Here is a 20,274-nt window from a genome sequence, read left to right on the forward strand (position 1 = left end):
AAGATCATCAGGCAGGACGCGTGGCCAGCAGGCGCAGCGCCACGCAGGCCGATGACGCCACCGCCAGCGCGCCGGCCAGGTACACGCTGCCGACGTCCCAGCGCATGGCGACCAGCCCCGCCAGCGGCCCGCTGACGGCCAGCGAGATATCGAGGAAGGCAACGTATGCCCCCATGGCGGAGGCGCGGCTGTCGGGCGGGGCGCGGCGCACCGCTTCCACGCCAAAGCCGGGAAACGCGAGCGAATAGCCAAACCCGGTGATGGCGGCGCCAACGCAGGCCAGCAAGGCAGTCGGCGCACTCCACATCAGCAGCTGGCCGGCCGCTTCGATCAGCACGCACACCAGCGCCACCCTGGCGCCGCCAAGCTGATCGGGCAGGTGTCCGAACAGCAGCCGCGCACCGATAAAGGCGGCGCCGAAGGAGGTAAACGCCAGCGCGGCATCGCCCCATCCCTTGGCCGAGAACAGCAGCGCCACAAACGCCGTGATCGCGCAAAAGCCCATGCTCGACAGCGCCAGTCCCAGGCCGGGCAGCCACACCGCGCGCAGCACTTTATAGAACGGCACCCGCACCTTGTGCGACGGCGCCAGCGCCGGCACGCGCGCCACAATGGCCAGCGCCAGCAAGGGAATGATCACACTGGCCAGCGCAATGCCGCCAAAGCCAAAACGGCCGTACACGAACACGCCCAGCGGCGCGCCGGCGGCATACGCGCCATACATGGCGATGCCGACCCAGGCCATGACCTTGCCCGCATTCTGCGGCCCGGCCAGGCCCACGCCCCAGCCCAGCGCCCCGGTCACCACCAGGCTTTCGGCGCAGCCAAGCAGCAGCCGCGCGCCGATCAGGATCGCCAGCGCGCCATAGCCTGCCGGCGCGCCCAGCGACGCGAGATATGCCAGGCCGGAACAGGCGCCCAGGCCCAGGCCGATCACCACGGCGCGCTTGGCGCCGCGCGTGTCGACCATGCTGCCGGCCCAGGCGCGCGTCAGGAGCGCGGCGACAAACTGGCTGGCGATGACGGTCCCGATCACCAGCGGGCTCATCGACAAAGCCGACTGCAAATGCAGCGGCAACACCGGCAGCGCCAGCCCCAGGGTCAGGAAGCCGACGAACACCGTCAGCGTAATTGGTAGTAATTCAAAAAACAGGCTGCGCGGCGCGCTGGCCGCCGCATTCGAAGGGGATTGCATGGAGGTGCCTCATATAAAAACGAGTAAATGCTCGCGATATGAGAGAATACGAGCAATTGCTCATATTGAAAACTCGCATTCCAAGGACCTCCATGCGCCCTCTTCCCACGCCCCGCAAAGCGCCGCGCCAGGCGCGTTCCCAGCACATGGTCGAGCAGATTTTGCAGGCCACGGCTCGCATTCTCGAAGAACGCGGCTACGCCGGCATGAACACCAACGCGGTGGCCGCGCGCGCCGGGGTGAGCGTGGGATCGGTCTACCAGTATTTTCCGAACAAGGATGCGCTGATCACGGCGCTGCACGAGCGCCATGGCGCCCAGATGTACGCCGCCATCGACGCAATCCTCGATGGCGAAGCGCCGCGCACCCTGCGCGAACAGCTGGCGGCCATGGTCCATGCCTGGCTGGTGGCGCACCAGGTCGAACCGGAACTGCACAAGGTGCTGGAAAAGGAGTTTCCCTTTTTCGATGCGCCGACCCAGGACAGTCCGGCGGACAACAATTCCTTCCAGCGCATCCTGGGCCTGCTGGAAAGGCATAAGGACGAGATCGGCCAGCCCGACCCCGACCTGGCCACCTGGATGTTGCTGCGCATGATGGAGTCGCTGGTGCACGCCGCCGTGATGGACGCGCCGGCGCGCTTTGCCGCTGCCGACATCGAGCGCAGCATCGTCGACGCGCTCGAAGGCTTCCTGCGCGCCGGCGCCGCCCGTCAAGGTGCGCTGGCGTAGCCGCTGGCGGCCAGGAAGCGCTTGAAATCCTTGATGTTGAGAATATCGACAATCGCCTGGCGCTTGTCTTTGGCCTGCTGGTAACAGGCTTCGTAATCCGCAAGCCCATGAAGTAGCCCAGGTCGGCCGGGCGTTCGCCATCCGGCGCGCCGCTGTACAGCCAGCGCGTGACATCGGCGCCATCCATCGCCGCCAGGAATTCTTTTTTCAGCTGCCCTTCATGCGCGTAGCCATAGCGATAGAGATGGGCGTTGAAATTGCCTTTCGCCAACAGCGAGGCGAGGAAATCGCAGGAACCTTCCTTGATGGCATGACCGAGCAGGGTGTGCGGATCGAGCTGCTGCTGGAAATGCATCAGTTCATGCGTAACGATCGAGGGCAGCATGTCGATGTCGGCCGTGCCCGTTTTCAGCCAGGCATCGCGTTCGCCGACCGGCACATCCGGGCCGCGCCAGTACATCCCGGTCCCGGAATCAGCGGAACAAACCGTTCAGGACTTGCCCGCGCCCGCCGCGCGGCCGCTATCGTTGAGCCGGATCGTCGTCGCCAGTCCACGGCTCAGGTCCGCCAGGGTGTCGGCATCGTCGAGGCTGAAATGGATATCCAGGTCGTCATGGCTCATCACCCAGATGGTCCCGTAAAACGCGCCGAACTGGCCGATCAGGGGTGCCACCAACGCTTCGTTAACGGGAACGCCGGTTTGCGCCATCCACGCGAAGTGCCGGTCCGGCTGGAGCAGCAACTGGGTTTTGCGGTACGAAAAGCACAGCCCGCATGGGCTGTCGGAGCGGGGAAAGCGCCGGCCTTCAAACGGCCCCAGCACGCCCACGGTGGCGGCCCAGGTCAGCTCGTCCAGGTCGTCATTGTCGAAAATGCTGATGCCGGCCGACTGTGCCGAACAGCGCAGCAGCGCCTCCTCGCAACGCGCGCGCAAGACGTCGCGCAGGCTTGCGCCATCCTGCGGCACCGCACGCGGCTCAGCGCGTGTTTCCCTGCGCGCCACCCCGCGCGGGCGGCGCTCAAGTTGCTCAGTGGCAATAATATCGGAGAGTGTCATGCAGTTCCCGGTAGGTGGCCGCAAGTGGCCTGAATACCAAGCATACGCCCATTTCCGCATCTTGACGAATCGCAAACATAACCATTTGTCAAAGTGTTGCACATACCATCGGTGCAAGGCAAAGCGCCCAATGCGCCGCAGGGTGCGCCATGATCGGGACAGCCGCGTAATCGTTGTCTTACACAAGCACAGCTCGGCCACCGATACGAGGCGCGCAAGGCGGCGGCGATAATGAGGCCTCTCTGAAAACCACCGTACCCGCGCCCATGTCCACGATGCAAAACACTGCGTTCGCCGCGCCACCCGTCATCGCCGCGCGCCCCTGCGCGCCGGCCACGACCAGTTGCCGTGCGCTGTACGACACCCTCTCCCAGGCCGAATTACCTGCCAGCGCCAGCGCCGACGCCCAGGCCTACCTGGTCGGCCAGCTGGCCCGCGCCGCCTCGCAGCCCTGCGACCTGCCCGACTCCCCGGCCGGGCTGGACGCCTGGATCGCGCCGCGCAGCGCCGCCATCGGCGCGCAGTACCAGCAATACCTGGCCGGCCGCCGCGATGGCGCCGCGCGCCGCTTCTTCACCAGCAAGGCGCACGCGCTGTACTTCCTGCGCTGCGTGGCGCCGACCAAGCTGGTGGACGGCGCCTGGCTGTATGGCGCCCTGCAACGCTGGCAGGAAAACGAGTTCCGGCCGCTGGTCAAGACCTACGTCGAGGAACTGGGCGACGGCCTGCCCGACAAGAACCACGTGGTGCTGTACCAGCGCCTGCTCGACAACCACGGCTGCGCCGAATGGAACGACCTCGATGGCGCCCACTTCACCCAGGGCGCGCTGCAACTGGCGCTGGCCCACGCGGGCGAGAGCTTCCTGCCCGAGATGATCGGCTATAACCTCGGCTACGAACAACTGCCGCTGCACCTGCTCATCACCGCCTACGAATTGAACGAGCTGGGAATCGACCCCTACTACTTCACCCTGCACATCACGGTCGACAATGGCTCGACCGGGCACGCGCGCGACGCGGTCGACGCGCTGCAACGGCTCATGGCGCGCGCCGCCGAGCCGGCCGCGTTCTATCGCCGCGTGCGCGAAGGCTACAAGCTCAATGAGCTGGGCGAAAACAGCAACTCGGTGATCGCCTCCTTCGACCTCGAAGAAGAACTGGTGCGCATCCTCGCGGCCAAGGCCGTGACCGGACAGAATATGCACAGCGACTACTGCCGCGTGGCCGGCAAGACCATCAACGCCTGGCTGGCCAACCCGGAACAGATTGCCGGCCTGCTGCGCGCCTTCGAAAGCACCGGTTGGATAAAACGCGGCGCCGCGCCCGGGGAAAGCCGCTTCTGGGGCCTGCTGCAAGGCGACCATGCCGAGATGTTCGGGGTCTTTTCAAGCTACGAGCAGCAGGTGCTGGCCGACTGGATCGCCTTCCCCGCGCACGCCGCCGACGGCGCCAGCGCCGCGCCGCGCGTGGCATCGTTCCGCGCGCGCCAGCGCGCACTGGCGCCGGCCCGCAGTGCGCCGCCGAAAGCCCATGGCGCGCGCGCCCTGATCCGCTATCCGTACGCCGGCCAGGCCGGCGAGCACGAGGCCGAAAACGACCAGCTGCGCCGTCTCGAACAAGCCGTCGCATTGGCGCCATCGACCAGCGCCGCCATGAAACTGCTGGTAGCGCACATGGCGCCGTCCAGACACCACACCGCCACCGGCCTGATGGGAACGCGCATGTTCGTGCGCCTGCTCGGCTGACCAACACACCCACAGGAACCGCATGAGCGCCTCCATTATCTCCATCGACGGCCACCGGCTCGACCAGGCGCCGCCGATCGCCATCGCCAGCGAGCGGCGCAGGGCCGCGCTGCACGCGCTGGGCTGCGGCCTGAAGCAGCACGGCTACGCCTTTACCACCGTCACCCCGCTCACGCACAGCCGCGTCAACGCGCGTCTTGCCAACGGCTGGGCGCATGACCTGTGCGGCATTTTCGGCTGGAGCCGCGCCTTCAAGCCGGCCGTGGTCAACGCCACCCTGATGGACCTGATGCACGAAGCCGACGTGCTCAACCACGACAACGGCATGCTGCGCAGCGTGCTGCGCGCCTCCACCCTCGACGGCCAGCTGTACCTGCATTCGGCCTACCCGACCAATGCCGCCGACGCCGTGTTCTTCGGCCCCGATACCTACCGCTTCGTGCGCGCCATGCGTGCCTCGCTGGCGGCGCGCAGCGCCCCGGTCAAGCGCGCGGCGGACATCGGCTGCGGCGCGGGACCCGGCGCCATCACGATCGCCCTGGCCCATCCGGGCGCCAGCGTATTCGCAGCCGACATCAACCCGGCCGCGCTGGTGCTCACCGACATCAATGCGCGCATCGCCGGCGTCGACAACCTCACCCCCGTCGAGAGCAACCTGCTGGCCAGCGTCGACGGCCAGTTCGACCTGATCGTCGCCAACCCGCCCTACCTGATCGACCGCGAACAGCGCGCCTACCGCCACGGCGGCGGCGACCTGGGCGCCGGGCTGTCGGTGGCCATCGTCGACGAGGCCATAAAGCGCCTCGCGCCCGGCGGCACGCTGATGCTGTACACCGGCGCGGCCATCGTGGCCAATGCCGATCCCTTCCGCCAGGCGGCCGAACCGCGCCTGCGCGCCGCCGGTTTTCACTGGACCTACGACGAAATCGACCCCGACCTGTTTGGCGAAGAACTCGACGAAGCGCCGTACGCGTACGCCGACCGGATCGCGGCGGTGTGGCTGTGCGCCACCCGTCCCGACGGCGGCGCATGAGCGGGCCGGCCCAAGCCGGCACGCGTCGCGCCAGCCTGCTGATCATCGGCGGCGGCGAAGACCGCGAACACGACATGCAGATCCTGGAGCGCTTCGTCGCCCTGTGCGGCGGGCCGGACAAGCGCATCGTGGTGCTGACGGCGGCGAGCCGCATGCCCGCCAAAATGTGGGCCATCTACGACGCCGCGTTCGGCGGCATGAACGTCGGCAGCCGCAAGCCGGTGCACGTCGCCAGCCGCCTTGAGGCCAACGACGCCGCCATGGCCGCCGAGGTGGCCCAGGCGGACGGCATCTTCCTGACCGGCGGCGACCAGAAACGCTTGCTGGCCCTGACCGGCGGAACCCGGCTTGACGAAGCGCTGCACGCGGCCCTCGCGCGCGGCGCCTGCATCGCCGGCACCAGCGCAGGGGCGTCTGCCATGTCGGCCCACATGCTGGCCGACGGCAAAGCCGACCTGCATCCGGAAAAAGGCGCGGTCAGCCTGGGCGCCGGCCTCGGCTTCTTGCCGCGCGTGGTGATCGACCAGCACTTCTCGCAGCGCCACCGGCTGGCGCGCCTGCTGACCGTGGTCGCGCACAACCCGTATCTGCTCGGCGTGGGCATCGATGAAGACACGGCGCTGCTGATCGAGGCCGGCGGCAGCATCGAGATCCTGGGCGCCGGCGCCGTCACCGTCGTCGATGGCCGCCACATGGTCTCGAACGTGGCCGACATCCGCAACCGCGCGGTGCCCGAAATGGTGGATGTGCGCCTCCACCTGCTGCCATCCGGTTCCCGCTACGGCGCGGCGGGCGACAGCGCCACACCAGCCGCCTTCAGCGACTTTTTGAACATCGTTACCAACATCGCGTAAACAACATGAACATCATCGAACAGCGCATCCTGCGCGGCCCCAATCGCTGGTCCCGGCTGGCCTGCCTGCAAACCATCGTCGATGCCGGCGAACTGGCGGGCATCGTCCCCACTGACATTCCCCATCTTGCCGATGCACTGCATGCACAATTGCCCGGCATGGCCACCCGGCGCGGCTACGCAAGCCTGGCGCACGCGGTCGAACAGGTGGCGCTGGAACTGCAGAACATGGCCGGTACGCCGGTCAGCCTTGGCTTGACCAGCAAAGTCGATGCGACCCAGTGGCGCATCGTAGTCGCTTACCAGCGCGAGCAGGTCGCCGTCGAGGCGATGGCCCTGGCGCTCGACATGGTGCGGGCAATGGCGCGCGGCGAAGCGCACGACTGGAGCGAACGCCTGGCAGCGCTGCGGGAAGTGGCCGAACGCGGCGCCATCGGCACCAGCACGGCCGCCGTGGTCAACGCGGCGCTCGCGCGCGGCATTCCGGCACTACGCCTGACCGACGAAGCCAATCTGTTCCAGCTTGGCTGGGGCAGCCGCCAGAAGCGTCTCCAGGCCACCGTCACGGGCGACACCTCCACCATCGCGGTCGGCATCGCCAGCGACAAGCAGCTGACCAAGTCCCTGCTCGACCAGGGCGGTATTCCGGTGCCCAAGGGTGGCGTGGCCACCACGGCCGATGACGCGCTGGCGCTGGCAACGCGCCTGCGCTTTCCCGTCACCGTCAAACCGCTCGACGCCAACCAGGGCAAGGGCGTCAGCACCGAATGCGCCGATGCCGCCACGGTGCGCACCGCCTTCGATTTCGCGCGCCAGTACGGCCGCCGCGTCATCGTCGAACGCTGCATCGAAGGGCGCGACTACCGGCTGCTGGTCACCGGCGGCAAGCTCGCCGCCGCCTCGCTGCGCCGACCTCCTTCGGTCACCGGCGACGGCGCCTCGACCGTGCGCGAACTGGTCGATCTTGAAAACCGCAATCCGGCGCGCGGCGAGGGCCATGCCAACATCCTCACCCGTCTGCGCCTCGACGAACTGGCGCTGGCACTGCTGGCGAAACAGGGCTTCACAGCCGATTCGGTGGTGCCGGCCGGCGTCGAGGTGCAATTGCGCGGCAACGCCAACCTGTCCACCGGCGGCACCGCCGAAGACGTCACCGGCAAGGTGCACCCGTCCACCCGCGAGATGTGCATCCGCGCCGCCCAACTCATCGGACTGGACGTGGCGGGCATCGACGTGATCTGCGCTGACATTTCGCTGTGCCTGCGCGAGCAGCGCGGCGCCGTGATCGAAGTGAACGCCGCCCCCGGCATCCGCATGCACGAATACCCGAGCCACGGCCGGGCGCGCAACGCCGGCGACGCGATCGTGGAGGCGATGTTCGGCGACAGTGACGGCCGCATTCCCGTCATCGCCGTCACCGGCACCAATGGCAAGACCACGACCTCGCTGATGATCGCGCACGCCGCGCGGCTGGCCGGCCTGCGCACCGGGGTGACCACCACCGAGGGCGTCTTCATCGACGGCCACCGGATCATCGACGGCGACTGCGCCGGCTACCATTCGGCGCGCACCCTGCTCGCCACCCCGGGCGTCGATATCGCCGTGCTGGAAACGGCGCGCGGCGGCATCTTGAAGCGCGGCCTGGCCTTCGACCGCTGCGCGGTGGCGGTGGTGCTCAACGTCTCGGCCGACCATCTGGGGCTCGACGGCGTCGAGACGGTGGCCGAACTGGCGGCAGTCAAGGCGGTGGTGGCCAATAGCGCCGCGCGTGCAGTGGTGCTCAATGCCGACGACCACCTGTGCGTGGCGATGAGCGCCCAGGTATCGGCCGATGTGGAACGCATCTTCTTTTCCATGGACCCGGACAACCCGGTCCGGCTGCGCCACCTCGGCAACGGCGGACGCGCCGCGTACTTCCAGGACCATGCGCTGATCCTGGAAGACGGCTCGCGCAGGCTGGAACTGCTGCGCGCCGAGCGCATGCCGGCCAGCCTGCACGGCCACGCGCGCTACAACGTCGCCAATGCGCTGGCGGCGGCCGCCGCCCTGATGGGGGCCGGCTTCACCCCTGCGCAGACCGTCGCGGCGCTGTCCACCTTCGTCTCCGACCGCGACAGCAATCCGCTGCGCTCGAACGTCTACAGCGCGCGCGGCGTGACCATCGTGGTCGATTACGCACACAACCCGGCGGCCTACGCGGCCATGGCGTCGATGGCGCAGTCGCTCTCTGGCGGACGCCGCATCGCCGTACTCACCTGCCCCGGCGACCGGCGCGACGCCGACCTGCTCGACATCGGCCACACCTGCGCCGAAGGATTCGACGAACTGTTCGTGTACGAAGCCGATCCGCGCGGACGCGCCAGCGGCGAGACGGCGCGCACCATTCTCGATGGCGCGCGCCGCGCCGGGAAACAAGAACACCTGCTGCACGCCATCGCGCCGGTCAGCGATGCCTTCACGGCGGCGATGGAGCGCTGCCAGCCGGGCGATGTGCTGGTATTCGCGTGCGGATCAAGCGCCACCGCACTGCGCGAAACGGCGCGCTACGTCGATTCGCCAGCGGCTGCGCCGGCCTGGGCGCCATCAGTACATGAGGCGACCGTCCCGCTTGAATAAGGCGATGTCGACGAATTCGGACATGGTGCTCTTGCGGTCGGACGACTGGAGCGTCATGCCGCCGATGTCGAACGGGGTATGGCTGGCAGCCATCGTCTGCAGGCCGCCGCGCCCGGCCGCCTCCATCTGGATCACCTTCACCAGCGTCTTGGCGACGGCGAAGCCTTCGAGCGTGATGGCCGATACCGGCTCGTCGCGGAATTTTTTCATCATGTCGATGTGCTCGGACTGAAGCCTCGATGCGCTACTGCCCGGATTGGGCACCACCTGCGAAAACACGGTCCACTCGGTGGCGCGGACGCCGGCGATTTCGCTCAGCGTGGCCAGGTTGATCAGCGAGGTGCCGGCGACAAAGGTGCTCGCATCATGCTTGCGGAAAGCCTTGAGGAACTGCGAGGCACCGATGGTATCGGCGATCATCAGTACCACCTTCGCACCCGAGGCACTCAACTGCCTGGCGTCGGCCTCGATATTGGCCGACACGCGCACGGTGCCGGCCAGGGTCATGCCGCGCTTGCGCACTTCCTCGGCCACCATCTGGTAGGTTTTCTGGTTTTGCGGCGTGTCCTGGAGGACGATGCCGATTTTTTTAAGTCCCAGCTTGTCGAAGTAGCCGAGGATGAACTGGCACTCGCGCTCCATGCTCGGACGCCAGAAGATCACGCGCCCGCGCGGCGCGGCGAAAGCGTCGGTCAGCGGTGCAAACAGCACGTGGCGCGAGTCGGCAAAGGCCGGCGCGGCCAGGATCGCCTGGGTCGACTCGGGGCCGATGGCGCCGAGCAGGTAGTGGGCGCGGTCCTGCTGGATCAGGGTAGCGGCCAGCCTGGCCGATTCGGCCGCCACGCCGCGGTCGTCGCGCACGGTGTAGACGATCTTCCTGCCGTTGATGCCGCCCTTGACGTTGATGCTGTCGAAATAGGTGGTGATGCCGGCCACGTAATCGCGGCCGATACTGCCATTCGGACCGGACAAATCGATGGCGTGGCCGATCACGATCTGCTCGGCGGCGCCGGCGTTGGTCGCCAGCAGGGTTAAACAGACGCTCATTGCCAGCCACAGGGCACGGATACAGGACTTCACGGTCGACTCTCGGGGGTGAAAACCGCGATGGTACGCAACAGGTATGACAGGGCGATGACTTGCTGCAACTTTGATTTCGTTTTCATCTCAATCATATCGAAATGACCATGCCTGCCGGCGCCCTGCTATAATTCTCCCTCTTCGTTGTATTGGCTGCTGCCTCTGAAGAAACCACCTTTTCGAAGGTGCGTTTTTCTTCGTCCCTTGAAAGCAGCCAAATGAGCACGACCGTATCGGCCAAACGCCTGGCCAAAGCCCTTGCCTCCCACCATATCTTCGCCGAACGCGAAGGCAATATCCTGCGTGTGCAGTCGACCTTGCGCTCCGACGTGCGCGCCGAAATCCTGCTGCCCGACAGCCTGCCGCTCGAAGCGAAAGCGGTCAGCCAGCTGCTGGCGTTCGCCGGCATGCGCCATCCGCATGGCGGGCATGTCTGCCGCGCCTGCGCCACGCCCGACTTCCACCCCGGCGCGCCGGTACCGGTCGGCAGCATCCTCGTTACCAACCATGACTTCGTGGTGCCCGAATCGATCGGGCGCGACATCAACTGCGGCATGCGCCTGCACGTGCTCGACGTGCCGCTCGAACGCTTTTTGGCGCACAAGGAGCGCCTGGTGGCCCTGCTCAAGGGCGACTTGCTGGAGGCGGCGCGCAACGTGCCGACCACGCCGGCGGCCATGACGGCGCTGTTTTCCGACGGCCTGGGCGCCTTCTGGCGCGCCATGCGCACCACGCGCGAAGGCCTGTTCGCGCACATCGACTTCGCCCAGGTCGAAGCGGAGACGGGGCGCCTGTTCGCGGCCTCGCACATCGCCGGCAACGCGCACTATGCGCCGGAAGCACTGCAGGATACGCGCCGCGGCCTGCTGCGCGACCCCGGCCTGGCCACGCTCGGCGCCGGCAATCACTTCTGCGAGTTTCAATATGTGTCGCAGGTGCTGGACCGCCACCGCGCCTTTGAACTGGGCGTGCGCCCGGGCCAACTGGCGCTGATGGTGCACAGCGGCTCGCGCGACGTCGGTTCGTACATCGGCACGCGCTGGATGGACCGCGCCAAGGCCGAGTGGCCCTCCGGCGTGAAGCATCCGGAGTCCGGCCTGTATGGCCTGTGCGGTCCGCTGGCCGCCGAATACCTGACGGCGATGCACGCCGCCGCCCACTACGCCGATGCCAACCGGGCGCTGATCGTGGAACTGGTGCGCCAGCGCATCCGCCAGGTGTTCGGCGACCAGTCGATGCCGCTGGTGTGCGACGTGCCGCACAATATCGTGCTCAGTGAAGCGGGCGGCAATGTGCACCGCAAGGGCGCCACGCCGGCGCATGCGGGGCAGCCGCTGCTCATCCCCGGCTCGATGGGCGACGATTCGTACCTGCTCGACGGACTCGGTCACGAACGCTTGGCCAGTTCGGCCAGCCATGGCGCCGGACGCGCGGTGTCGCGCATGGAGATGGCGTGGAAATCGAAGCACGAGGCGGGCGCGGGAAGTGCGCGCCAGTTCGAGTGCATCACGCTGCGCGAGGAGCGCCGCATCGAAGAGGCGCCGGGGGCCTACAAGCCGATCGGGCCGGTGATCGAGTCGCAGGTGGAGGAAGGACTGGTGCGCCCGATCGCCAAGCTGTCCCCGCTGCTGACCTTCAAGGCGTGAACGTGGCACTGAACGATGCGCCGCCGCGTTCAAACTGCGGCGCCGCGGCGCGAGCGGCGCAGGACCGGCGAGCCGGCTGCCCGCCGGCCGTCTTTACTGGACAGTCAATTGCTTGCCGCCGCTGCCCGGCCTCTTGGGCAGGGTCAGTTCGAGCACGCCGTCGCGGCAGGTGGCGCTTGCTTTCTCTTCGTCCACCTGCTGGGGCAGCGTGAAGCTGCGGTACTGCTGCCCCTGGAAGCGCTCGCGCCACACGCTGCTGCCTTCCGTGTGCTCATGCTCCTGGCTGACATCGGCGCTGATGGTGACTTCATTGCCATCGATGGACACCTTGACGTCTTCCTTTTTGACACCGGGCATGTCGGCCCGCACCACGAAAGCCTGGTCGGTCTCGGTGACATCCATGCGGATGCGCTCGCTGTCAAACGCGCGCAGGGGACGCATCAGGTCGAAGGTGTTGAAAAGGCTGTCGAAACTGCGGAACGGGTCCATCCGGCTGAGCGGGCCCACGGGGTCGAAACGGGTGAGATGACTGGCCATCGCGTTCTCCTTCAGTTGGGTTGTTCGGATTGCGGCCGGGCGAGCGCGCTTCTGCTGGCCGCCACGCCGCGTCAGGTATCCGATCATAAGCGCGCTATCGTCGCGCTATCTGAGCCAGCTCAAATGCGTGCCACTCTATCGCGCTCCGTTCTTACGCCCCCGCAATACGCCAATTGGACTGGCCATGGCTGCGGGCGGAAACATCAGCGCGTGGCGGGACCTTCCACGCCATGCGCATGCATGCAGCCATGCCGCCGTGCGCTCGCCCATGAATTGCCCGCCATTGACGTCGAAGGTGGCGCCGGTGATGAATCCGGCGTCGTCGGACGCGAGAAACGCCGCCATGCGGCCAATATCGGCCGGGGCGCCGATCCTGCCGACCGGAATGCCGGCGACAATGGCGTGCAGCGTGTCGGGCGCCAGTGCGGCGACCATGCCGGTATCGCAGTAACCGGGAGCGATGGCATTGACCGTGACATTTCTTGACGCATTTTCCAGCGCCAGCGCCCGGGTAAAGCCGAGCACGCCCGCCTTGCTGGCGGCGTAGTTGGTCTGGCCCGCCTGACCCTTGCGTCCGTTGACCGAGCTGATGTTGATAATGCGGCCGAAACGGCGCTCGCGCATGCCGCCAACCACCTGGCGCGTCATGTTGAACATCGAACCCAGATTGGTATGGACCACCTTCCACCACTGTTCGGAGGTCATTTTGTGCAGCATGGCATCGGCCGTCACGCCGGCGTTATTGACCAGAATATCGACCGGCCCGAGCTCGTACGCCACTTTCAGCACGCCCAGCCGGCAGGCGTGAAAATCGCCGACGTTCCACTGGTAGGCGGGGATCGCAGTCTCGTCGGTGAAGCGCTGCGCCGCGTCGGCGTCGCGCAGGCAAACCACCGCAAGGCGGTGGCCGGCGTCGCGCAGGGCCAGCGCGATGGCCCGGCCCAGCCCGCGCGTGCCTCCGGTGACCAGGGCGAGTCGTTGCATGGCATGGCTCCCCGGGTCAGGCCGCCATGAATACCGGCAGCGTCATGGACTTGAGGACCGTGCGGGTGGCGCCACCGAGCAGCAGTTCGCGCAGGCGCGAGTGGCCGTAGCAATCCATGACCAGCAACTGCGCCCCGCGCTCGCCGGCCAGCGCCAGCAAGGCCGCGCCCGCGTCGCCGGCGCTGTCGCGCTGTAGCAGCTCGGCCCGTACCCCGTGGCGCGCCAGGGTCTGGCCGATGGCCGTAACCGGGCGCAACTCGCCGCCGGCGGAATCCAGCGCCGCAGCGTCGAGGATCGCCACCTCGACCGCGCTGGCGCGCCGCAGCAGCGGCAGCGCAAAGCGCATGGCGCGCGCCGCTTCACGGCTGCCGTTCCAGCCGAGCAGGATGCGCCGCAGCGGCCAGGCCGGCGCCTGCGCGCGCGGCACCATCAGCACCGGCGTGCCGCTGTTCTTGGCCACCTCGGCCGCCAGCCCGGGCGCCGGCAGCGAGGCGCCCTGCACCGCGTCGGCCTGGTTCAGGACGCACAGGTCGCAGTAGCGCGCCAGCGCGCTGAGGCTGTAGCGCGGCTCGTCGTCGACGGCGCGCCGTTCGCTGCCTGCCAGCGTGAAGCCGGCCGCCACCCGCTCGAACTGGTCGAGCACGCGCGCGGCGCGCCCGCGCAGGGTGTCCAGAAAGGGGGCCATGGACGGACCGGCGGCGTTTACCGTGACCGTCTCGCGCAGGAAGCGCGAGACGCCGCTGCTGGCCAGGCCGATGAGGTGGACCTGTTCCGCCTGCGCCAGCTCGGCCGCGAAGGCGTAGCCTACCCCGGCATTCGGCACGTCGGCAACGTGCACCAGGATCGTCTTGTAACCCATGATGAAATCTCCCCTACCGCAACGGCACGGCCCACCATCACTGTATGACGTGGATCAAGGAAGGGTTTGAGCGGCATCAAGGTGCGCGGCCGAACCAAACGGCGCGCGCGCTGACGCTTGCCCTTGGCCGTGGGCTTACGGGGCCATCACCTTGTCCGGCGTCATCGGCGTGCTGCGCACGCGGCGCCCGGTGGCGTGATAGATCGCGTTGCAGACCGCCGCCGCCACGCCCACCTGGCCGATTTCTCCCACGCCCTTGGCGCCCAGGCGGCTGACGATGCGGTCGTCCTCCGGCACGAACACGACGTCGATAGCGTGGATGTCGGCGTTGACCGGCACGTGATACTCGCCCAGGTTATGGTTCATGAAGCGGCCAAGGCGGTCGTCGGACTGGGTTTCTTCGTGCAGCGCCTGGCCAATCCCCCACACCACGCCGCCAATGATCTGGCTGCGCGCCGCCTTGGCGTTGATGATGCGCCCGGCCGCGATGGCGCTGACCACGCGCGTCACGCGCACCGTGCCGAAGGCTTCGTCGACGCGCACTTCGACAAACACCGCCGAGTGCGTGGCGCGCAGGTAGTTTTTCTGCTTGAGCACATTCGGCAGCATCATGTACTTTTCTTCCAGCCGCCCGGCGCCATCGAACGCCACGATCGCCGCCAGCGGCAGCGCGTGGCCTGGCTGCGCACGCAGGCGCAGCGCGCCGCCGGCGAATTCGGCATCCTCGAAGCGCGCCTTGGCGAACGGCGAATCGGGCATCTTGCGGGCCAGCTTGAACAAGCTCTTTTGCAGCTTTTCGCACACGCCCTGCACGGCCGAACCGACCGTGGCCACGTGCGAGGAGCCGCCTTCGACGGGCGCCACCGGCAGGGTCGAGTCGCCCAGTTGGAAGCGCACCCGTTCGAGCGGCATGCCCATGGCGTCGGCGGCGATGATGCACATCGCCGTGTAGGTGCCGGTGCCGATGTCGGTGGCGGCGCTGCTCACCACCAGCTTGCCGTCGGCGTGCAGCACGGCGCTGGCGCGCGCGAACATCTGCATCGCGTCCCACATGCCGGTCGCCATGCCCCAGCCGATCAACTCGTGGCCTTCGCGCATGGAGCGCACGTCGCCCGGCCGCCGGTGCCAGCCGAAGCGCGCCGCGCCCTGCTCGTAGCAGGCGCGCAGCTCCTTGGTCGAATACGGCAAGCCGTCGGTCGGATCGAGGTCGGCGTAGTTTCGCAGGCGCAGCGCGAGCGGGTCCATCGTCAGTTCATACGACAGTTCGTCCATCGCCACTTCGAGCGCGTGCACGCCGTGGGCGGCGCCCGGCGCGCGCATGTCGATGGGGCTGAAGCGGTCCAGCGCCACCAGCTTGTAGCCGAGGCGGATATGCTCGCAGGCGTACAGCTGGCCCGACCAGTTGACCACCGCTTCCACGTAATCCTCGTTGCGTGAGGTTTCAGCCAGCGCTTCGTGGATGATGGCCGTCAGGGTGCCGTCCGGACGGGCACCGAGGCGCACGCGCTGGACGGTTTCGGGACGGTGCCCGAAACTGAACATCTGCCGGCGCGTGAGCACCACCCGCACCGAGCGCTCCAGCTTGAGCGCGGCCATCACGGCCAGCGCCAGCTGGTATTGCGGACGCAGGCCGGAACCGAAGGCACCGCCCACGTAGGGATTGCGCAGCGTGACCTTGTCCTTGGACAGGCCGAACACGTGCGACACATACCAGCGGCTGTTCTGCGAGCTCTGGGTCTTGTCGTAGATGGTCAGGTGGCCGTCAAAGCCGCGCACCACCGTCGAGGCGAACATTTCGAGCGGGTTGTGGTGTTCGACGCCGCTGTAATAATCGCCTTCCATCTTCACCAGCGCACTGTCCCAGACTTCATCGGCGAAGCCTTTCGGCTCGGGCGGCGGCGTGTAGCCGGCCTTCAGGCGGCTCGGCTTGTGGCTGCGTTCGAGGTGGTCGAGCAGGCACGTTTCGTGCGCTTCGGCCTCGTACGCGATCTCGACCAGCGAGGACGCGTAGCGCGCCGCCTCGAACGTGGCGGCCACCACCAGCGCCACCGGCTGGCCGCTGCTGTGGATCTTGTCGTCGTAGAGCGGGCGGAAGGGCGAGCCGCCGGGCGCCGTCATGTCCTTGTAAAACAGATCGAAGGAGCGGATGCGCGGGCGGTTCTCGTGGGTGATCACCTCGATCACGCCGGGCACGGCGAGCGCCTTGCGCGCATCGATGGCGGCGATGCGCCCTTTGGTGATGGTGCCGCTGACGACCACGCCGTACAGCAAAGCGTCGGCCTGGTGTTCGGCGGCGTAGCGCGCCTGGCCGGTGACCTTGTCGCGGCCATCGACGCGCGAGACGGCCATGCCGATGGTGACCGGGCCGGTGCCTTCGTCGGCGGCCGGGGTGCGCAGTGCGGCGATGAGATCGGTCACAGTGGCTCCTTGCCGGCGCTGGCGGCCGCTGCATGCATATTGTCGATGGTGCCGGCGCTAGCCTGTTCGAGCGCGCGCACCACGGCGCGGCGCGCCATCGGTATCTTGAAATCGTTTTTTCCGTGGCCGCGCGCGCCGGCCAGCAGCAGCCCGGCGCACGCGTCGAAGGCGGCGCTGCCGGGACGCTGGCCAAGCAGCAGGTCCTCGGCGGCCGCCACGCGCCACGGTTTGTGGGCCACGCCGCCCAGGGCCACGCGCGCGGCGCGCACGGCGCCGTCCGCACCGATGTCGAGCGCGGCGGCGCAGGAGACCAGCGCGAACGCGTACGAGGCGCGGTCGCGGAACTTGAGGTAGGCCGAGTGGGCGGCGAACTGGCCGGCCGGCGGCAATTCGATGGCGGTAATCAGTTCGCCGGGCAGGAGCGTGTTGTCGCGCTCGGGATTGGCGCCGGGCAGGCGGTGGAAATCGGCGAAGTCGATACGCCGTTCGCCCTGCTCCGATCCCGCGTGGACCACGGCGCCCAGGGCTGCCAGTGCCACGCACATGTCGGACGGGTGGGTCGCGATGCAGTGCTGGCTCGCGCCCAGGATGGCGTGCTGGCGCGTCAGGCCGCCGATGGCGGAACAGCCGCTGCCCGGCACGCGCTTGTTGCAGGGCACGGCGATATCGTAAAAATAATGGCAGCGCGTGCGTTGCAGCAGGTTGCCGCCGTCGCTGGCCATGTTGCGGATCTGGGGCGAGGCGCCGGCCAGGATCGCCGCCGACAGCAGCGGATAGCTGCTACGCACCAGCGGGTGGTAGGCGGTGTCGGCATTGCGCGCGGTGGCGCCGAGCAGCAGGCCGCCCTGCGCCGTGGGCGCAATGGCGGCCAGCGGCAGGCTGTTGATGTCCACCAGCGCCGCCGGGTGCATGACGCCCACTTTCATCAGGTCGATCAGGTTGGTGCCGCCGGCGATGAAGGCGGCGCCGCCGACGGCGGCCAGGCGCAGCGCGTCCGCACTGGCCTGCGGCGCGTGGAAGGTGACCGGGTTCATGCGGGCACCGTGCCGGGAATGTACGGACGCTCGGGATGCTCCTGGTGTTCGGCCAGGCCCATCACCTGCGTGACGGCGGCGACAATTTGCGGATAGGCGCCGCAGCGGCACAGGTTGCCGCTCATCAGTTCGCGCACCTCGGCCACCGTGCGCGCCTCGCCTTCGCGCATCAGGCCAACGGCCGAACACAGCTGGCCGGGCGTGCAATAGCCGCACTGGAAGGCGTCGTGATCGATGAAGGCTTGCTGGAGCGGATGCAGCTGGCCGCCATCGGCCAGCCCTTCCACCGTGACGATGTCCTTACCGTTTTGCATGACCGCCAGGGTCAGGCAGGCATTGATGCGCTTGCCGCCAACGAGCACGGTGCAGGCGCCGCACTGGCCGTGGTCGCAACCCTTCTTGGTGCCGGTCAGGCCCAGGCGCTCGCGCAGCAGGTCGAGCAGGGTGACCCAGGCTTCGACCTCGCATTGGCGCTGCTCGCCATTGATGCGCAGGCTGATCGGATAGGTGGCCGGCGTGCGCGCGGCGGTGGTGGGTGCGTCCATGGATGTCGGCTCGGCTTGGGTGGACGCTAACTTTATCCAGAGTGCACTTTTTTGTCTGTTAGCGAACGTACCTTCGTAACTTCCGGTCATCCGTTTTTGTGTCGCCCCGGTCACATTGGTGGACGGCGGCATCCCGGGCTCAGCCGCAGGCATCCTTGGCGCTGTTGTTTAAATGGAACTGCTCCCAATCGGTGAGGCGGCGGGTGGCCGCGCCCTGGAGCACGCGCTCGGCCACGGCGGCGGGAATGTCCGAGGCGCGGAAATACGCCAGCGCCACCTGGCGGCTGAGGGTGCGGTCGTAGGTGACGCCAAGGTCGACCAGTAAAGACAAGCCGCTGTTGTCACACTGGCGGCGATCGGGAGCATTCAATGGTCAGCCTTTCTGGTGCGATTTGACTACCCTTTTTTACAGTAACCGAGATTGATCGCGTTCACAAATAGTGCTTTGCTATTGATGTTCTCCCGATTCAAAATGTACAACAGTTTTCTTGACACCATTGCTTCCGTTGAGCGCCAGGACTGTTGCGCAACTGTGTTGGCGAAGTTGATGTGGCAATGATAAGTTCGCGACTTTTGATTGTAGAGGAGGCGGCATGGAAAGCTATGAGCGCCACTTCGTATCCCAGCGAATTGGCAGGGCGCAGGGGCGGTGAAGTTTGACGGGACTGGCTTGGGGGTGGTGGAAATCACGGCGACGGACGGGCCGGCCCGCATCGTGTTGTCGTTCACATTGGCAGGCGCTGCGCACGAACACCAGCCAACGCCGGCCTTGGCCGAAGTATTGTTACGGACGGCCATCTCTCAAGTACACAAGGAGCTCCTGAAGCCGCCGCCGCACAGGGTGCCGGACCAGCAGCGGCCGCTGGCGCAGACGTGCGCGCCGTGGATTGGCGACCTCGAGGAGGCACCCTACGGCGGAGCGACCTCGGGCTACGCCAGGCAGGGCGCCCCGGAAGGGGGCCCCGGAAGGGCGCCCCGGAAGGGGGCCAGGAGTCGGCACGGCGGCATGTTTTCCGGGCATCCGGCGCCACGCGTGCGGCCCAGGCCAGCGAACGGCCCCTCAAATTCCCGTCGGCCACTGGTAATTCGGCACCACTGTCATTTGGGTTCCTGTCACGATCAGGATTTCACGGTGCGGCAGCATCACGATATCGTAAGGATTGCCGTCATAACGCGTGATCCGGTGGTTGTCGACAATATAGAAGCGCACCGGACCCGCCAGCCCCGCTGCCCCGGTCCGGCTCAAGCCCAGTCCCCACAGCGAAAACCACTGGCCCAGCTTGAAGGTTTTCGCCACATCGCTTTCCATGTGCACGATCCCGGTCGCGTCATGCACATGCATTTCATAGGCGTGATAACAACCGGCATGCACCCGCCCTATGCCGTCTGGAAAACCCAATCGTTTGCCATCCTTGTAAATCGACAGGAGCACATGATTATGGAATTTTCCGCTGACCAGGCAATTGACGCCATCGACCGGCTTGCCGTTGCCCCACCACACGGGCCAATACGGCGCCACGTAGTACGTGGCCTTGATCAGCGGCGTCAATACGCTTGCCAGGGTGAGCGCTTCCAGCGTGGCCGCGGGAGCGAGGGCCGGCGCGGCAGCGTCGGCCTCGACCGGCGCGGCAGGCAGCGCCGCCGGAGCGGCCGGCGCCAGCGGCGCCACCGACTCGGCCAGCAATTTTGGCACCTCGTGCTCCTGATCCTGCGCATGCTCATGCGCGAGACTCGGCTCCGGTACGGCCTGCGGCGCGCTGACTGGCGCGGAGCCGTCGCCTGCGCCGCAGGCCGTCAGGACAAGCAGGGCCGCAGCGGCGGCGATCGAAAACATTCCTGTGGATGTGGACGGTAACATGTCGTGCTCCTGTGTGTGGTTTCATCGGAGTTGCCCGTGGTTAGGAACAGGGCTTGGACGAGCACAACTGCGAACCATCCCGC

General features: G+C 67.3%; 17 protein-coding genes. 6 read left to right on the forward strand and 11 right to left on the reverse strand.

Annotation, left to right across the window (positions count from 1 at the left end; all coding sequences use genetic code 11):
• Positions 1–7: 7 nt before the first annotated feature.
• Positions 8–1,195, reverse strand: coding sequence for an arabinose transporter (locus PO883_RS00145; RefSeq protein WP_289307965.1), 1,188 nt, complete (start codon positions 1,193–1,195; stop codon positions 8–10).
• 92 nt (positions 1,196–1,287) lie between these two features.
• Here PO883_RS00145 and PO883_RS00150 point away from each other — a divergent pair, with 92 nt between their 5' ends.
• Positions 1,288–1,926 (forward strand): TetR/AcrR family transcriptional regulator, encoded by a 639-nt coding sequence (locus PO883_RS00150; RefSeq protein ID WP_289307966.1) that lies wholly within the window; start codon positions 1,288–1,290, stop codon positions 1,924–1,926.
• A 490-nt stretch (positions 1,927–2,416) separates the two neighbouring features.
• Here PO883_RS00150 and PO883_RS00155 read toward each other — a convergent pair whose 3' ends face one another.
• Entirely contained in the window at positions 2,417–2,983 is a 567-nt protein-coding gene (locus PO883_RS00155) for a hypothetical protein (protein ID WP_289307967.1), read from the reverse strand.
• 275 nt (positions 2,984–3,258) lie between these two features.
• On the opposite strand from PO883_RS00155, the gene PO883_RS00160 reads away from it, so the two are divergent.
• The 4 genes from PO883_RS00160 to cphA are packed head-to-tail and all read left to right on the forward strand — an operon-like array spanning position 3,259 to position 9,230.
• Positions 3,259–4,728, forward strand: coding sequence for an iron-containing redox enzyme family protein (locus PO883_RS00160; RefSeq protein WP_289307968.1), 1,470 nt, complete (start codon positions 3,259–3,261; stop codon positions 4,726–4,728).
• A 22-nt stretch (positions 4,729–4,750) separates the two neighbouring features.
• Complete coding sequence (locus PO883_RS00165) at positions 4,751–5,761, forward strand: class I SAM-dependent methyltransferase (RefSeq protein ID WP_289307969.1); 1,011 nt, start codon at positions 4,751–4,753, stop codon at positions 5,759–5,761.
• Positions 5,758–6,615 (forward strand): cyanophycinase, encoded by an 858-nt coding sequence (locus PO883_RS00170; protein WP_289307970.1) that lies wholly within the window; start codon positions 5,758–5,760, stop codon positions 6,613–6,615. The genes PO883_RS00165 and PO883_RS00170 overlap by 4 nt, the downstream gene beginning before the upstream one ends.
• Before the next feature lie 5 nt (positions 6,616–6,620).
• Complete coding sequence (gene cphA, locus PO883_RS00175; RefSeq protein WP_289307971.1) at positions 6,621–9,230, forward strand: cyanophycin synthetase; 2,610 nt, start codon at positions 6,621–6,623, stop codon at positions 9,228–9,230.
• Here cphA and PO883_RS00180 read toward each other — a convergent pair.
• Positions 9,198–10,277 carry an ABC transporter substrate-binding protein gene (locus PO883_RS00180; protein WP_289307972.1) on the reverse strand — a complete coding sequence of 360 codons (1,080 nt, stop codon included), beginning with the start codon at positions 10,275–10,277 and terminating at the stop codon, positions 9,198–9,200. The genes cphA and PO883_RS00180 overlap by 33 nt on opposite strands.
• 251 nt (positions 10,278–10,528) lie before the next feature.
• Between PO883_RS00180 and PO883_RS00185 the strand changes: the two genes are divergently transcribed.
• The gene (locus PO883_RS00185; protein WP_289307973.1) at positions 10,529–11,956 is read left to right on the forward strand and encodes an RtcB family protein; all 1,428 of its coding nucleotides are present in this window, start codon (positions 10,529–10,531) and stop codon (positions 11,954–11,956) included.
• A 93-nt stretch (positions 11,957–12,049) separates the two neighbouring features.
• Here PO883_RS00185 and PO883_RS00190 read toward each other — a convergent pair whose 3' ends face one another.
• The 8 genes from PO883_RS00190 to PO883_RS00225 all read right to left on the reverse strand — a co-directional run bounded on the left by PO883_RS00190 (position 12,050) and on the right by PO883_RS00225 (position 20,191).
• On the reverse strand, positions 12,050–12,493 hold the full coding sequence (locus tag PO883_RS00190; RefSeq protein WP_289307974.1) for an Hsp20/alpha crystallin family protein: 444 nt from the start codon (positions 12,491–12,493) through the stop codon (positions 12,050–12,052).
• A 135-nt stretch (positions 12,494–12,628) separates the two neighbouring features.
• On the reverse strand, positions 12,629–13,477 hold the full coding sequence (phbB, locus tag PO883_RS00195) for an acetoacetyl-CoA reductase (protein ID WP_308605686.1): 849 nt from the start codon (positions 13,475–13,477) through the stop codon (positions 12,629–12,631).
• A gap of 16 nt (positions 13,478–13,493) precedes the next feature.
• A complete protein-coding gene (locus PO883_RS00200) occupies positions 13,494–14,336 on the reverse strand; it encodes a universal stress protein (RefSeq protein WP_289307975.1) in 843 nt (280 codons plus the stop codon).
• 135 nt (positions 14,337–14,471) lie between these two features.
• Positions 14,472–16,754, reverse strand: a complete 2,283-nt coding sequence (locus PO883_RS00205; protein ID WP_373890018.1) for a xanthine dehydrogenase family protein molybdopterin-binding subunit — start codon at positions 16,752–16,754, stop codon at positions 14,472–14,474.
• Positions 16,751–17,788 (reverse strand): xanthine dehydrogenase family protein subunit M, encoded by a 1,038-nt coding sequence (locus tag PO883_RS00210; protein WP_289307976.1) that lies wholly within the window; start codon positions 17,786–17,788, stop codon positions 16,751–16,753. The genes PO883_RS00205 and PO883_RS00210 overlap by 4 nt, the downstream gene beginning before the upstream one ends.
• Positions 17,785–18,333, reverse strand: a complete 549-nt coding sequence (locus PO883_RS00215) for a (2Fe-2S)-binding protein (RefSeq protein ID WP_289307977.1) — start codon at positions 18,331–18,333, stop codon at positions 17,785–17,787. The genes PO883_RS00210 and PO883_RS00215 overlap by 4 nt, the downstream gene beginning before the upstream one ends.
• Before the next feature lie 139 nt (positions 18,334–18,472).
• On the reverse strand, positions 18,473–18,703 hold the full coding sequence (locus PO883_RS00220) for a hypothetical protein (protein WP_289307978.1): 231 nt from the start codon (positions 18,701–18,703) through the stop codon (positions 18,473–18,475).
• A gap of 690 nt (positions 18,704–19,393) precedes the next feature.
• Positions 19,394–20,191 carry a hypothetical protein gene (locus tag PO883_RS00225; protein WP_289307979.1) on the reverse strand — a complete coding sequence of 266 codons (798 nt, stop codon included), beginning with the start codon at positions 20,189–20,191 and terminating at the stop codon, positions 19,394–19,396.
• Positions 20,192–20,274 lie beyond the last annotated feature (83 nt).

The organism is Massilia sp. DJPM01, assembly GCF_030348125.1.
GTDB lineage: Bacteria > Pseudomonadota > Gammaproteobacteria > Burkholderiales > Burkholderiaceae_D > Telluria_A > Telluria_A frigida.

Excerpts from the sequence above, each read along its gene's own strand:
- PO883_RS00145 (WP_289307965.1), bottom strand. The coding sequence starts at position 1,195 with ATGCAATCCCCTTCGAATGCGGCGGCCAGCGCGCCGCGCAGCCTGTTT.
- PO883_RS00150 (WP_289307966.1), top strand. The coding sequence starts at position 1,288 with ATGCGCCCTCTTCCCACGCCCCGCAAAGCGCCGCGCCAGGCGCGTTCC.
- PO883_RS00155 (WP_289307967.1), bottom strand. The coding sequence starts at position 2,983 with ATGACACTCTCCGATATTATTGCCACTGAGCAACTTGAGCGCCGCCCG.
- PO883_RS00160 (WP_289307968.1), top strand. The coding sequence starts at position 3,259 with ATGCAAAACACTGCGTTCGCCGCGCCACCCGTCATCGCCGCGCGCCCC.
- PO883_RS00165 (WP_289307969.1), top strand. The coding sequence starts at position 4,751 with ATGAGCGCCTCCATTATCTCCATCGACGGCCACCGGCTCGACCAGGCG.
- PO883_RS00170 (WP_289307970.1), top strand. The coding sequence starts at position 5,758 with ATGAGCGGGCCGGCCCAAGCCGGCACGCGTCGCGCCAGCCTGCTGATC.
- cphA (WP_289307971.1), top strand. The coding sequence starts at position 6,621 with ATGAACATCATCGAACAGCGCATCCTGCGCGGCCCCAATCGCTGGTCC.
- PO883_RS00180 (WP_289307972.1), bottom strand. The coding sequence starts at position 10,277 with ATGAGCGTCTGTTTAACCCTGCTGGCGACCAACGCCGGCGCCGCCGAG.
- PO883_RS00185 (WP_289307973.1), top strand. The coding sequence starts at position 10,529 with ATGAGCACGACCGTATCGGCCAAACGCCTGGCCAAAGCCCTTGCCTCC.
- PO883_RS00190 (WP_289307974.1), bottom strand. The coding sequence starts at position 12,493 with ATGGCCAGTCATCTCACCCGTTTCGACCCCGTGGGCCCGCTCAGCCGG.
- phbB (WP_308605686.1), bottom strand. The coding sequence starts at position 13,477 with ATGCAACGACTCGCCCTGGTCACCGGAGGCACGCGCGGGCTGGGCCGG.
- PO883_RS00200 (WP_289307975.1), bottom strand. The coding sequence starts at position 14,336 with ATGGGTTACAAGACGATCCTGGTGCACGTTGCCGACGTGCCGAATGCC.
- PO883_RS00210 (WP_289307976.1), bottom strand. The coding sequence starts at position 17,788 with ATGAACCCGGTCACCTTCCACGCGCCGCAGGCCAGTGCGGACGCGCTG.
- PO883_RS00215 (WP_289307977.1), bottom strand. The coding sequence starts at position 18,333 with ATGGACGCACCCACCACCGCCGCGCGCACGCCGGCCACCTATCCGATC.
- PO883_RS00225 (WP_289307979.1), bottom strand. The coding sequence starts at position 20,191 with ATGTTACCGTCCACATCCACAGGAATGTTTTCGATCGCCGCCGCTGCG.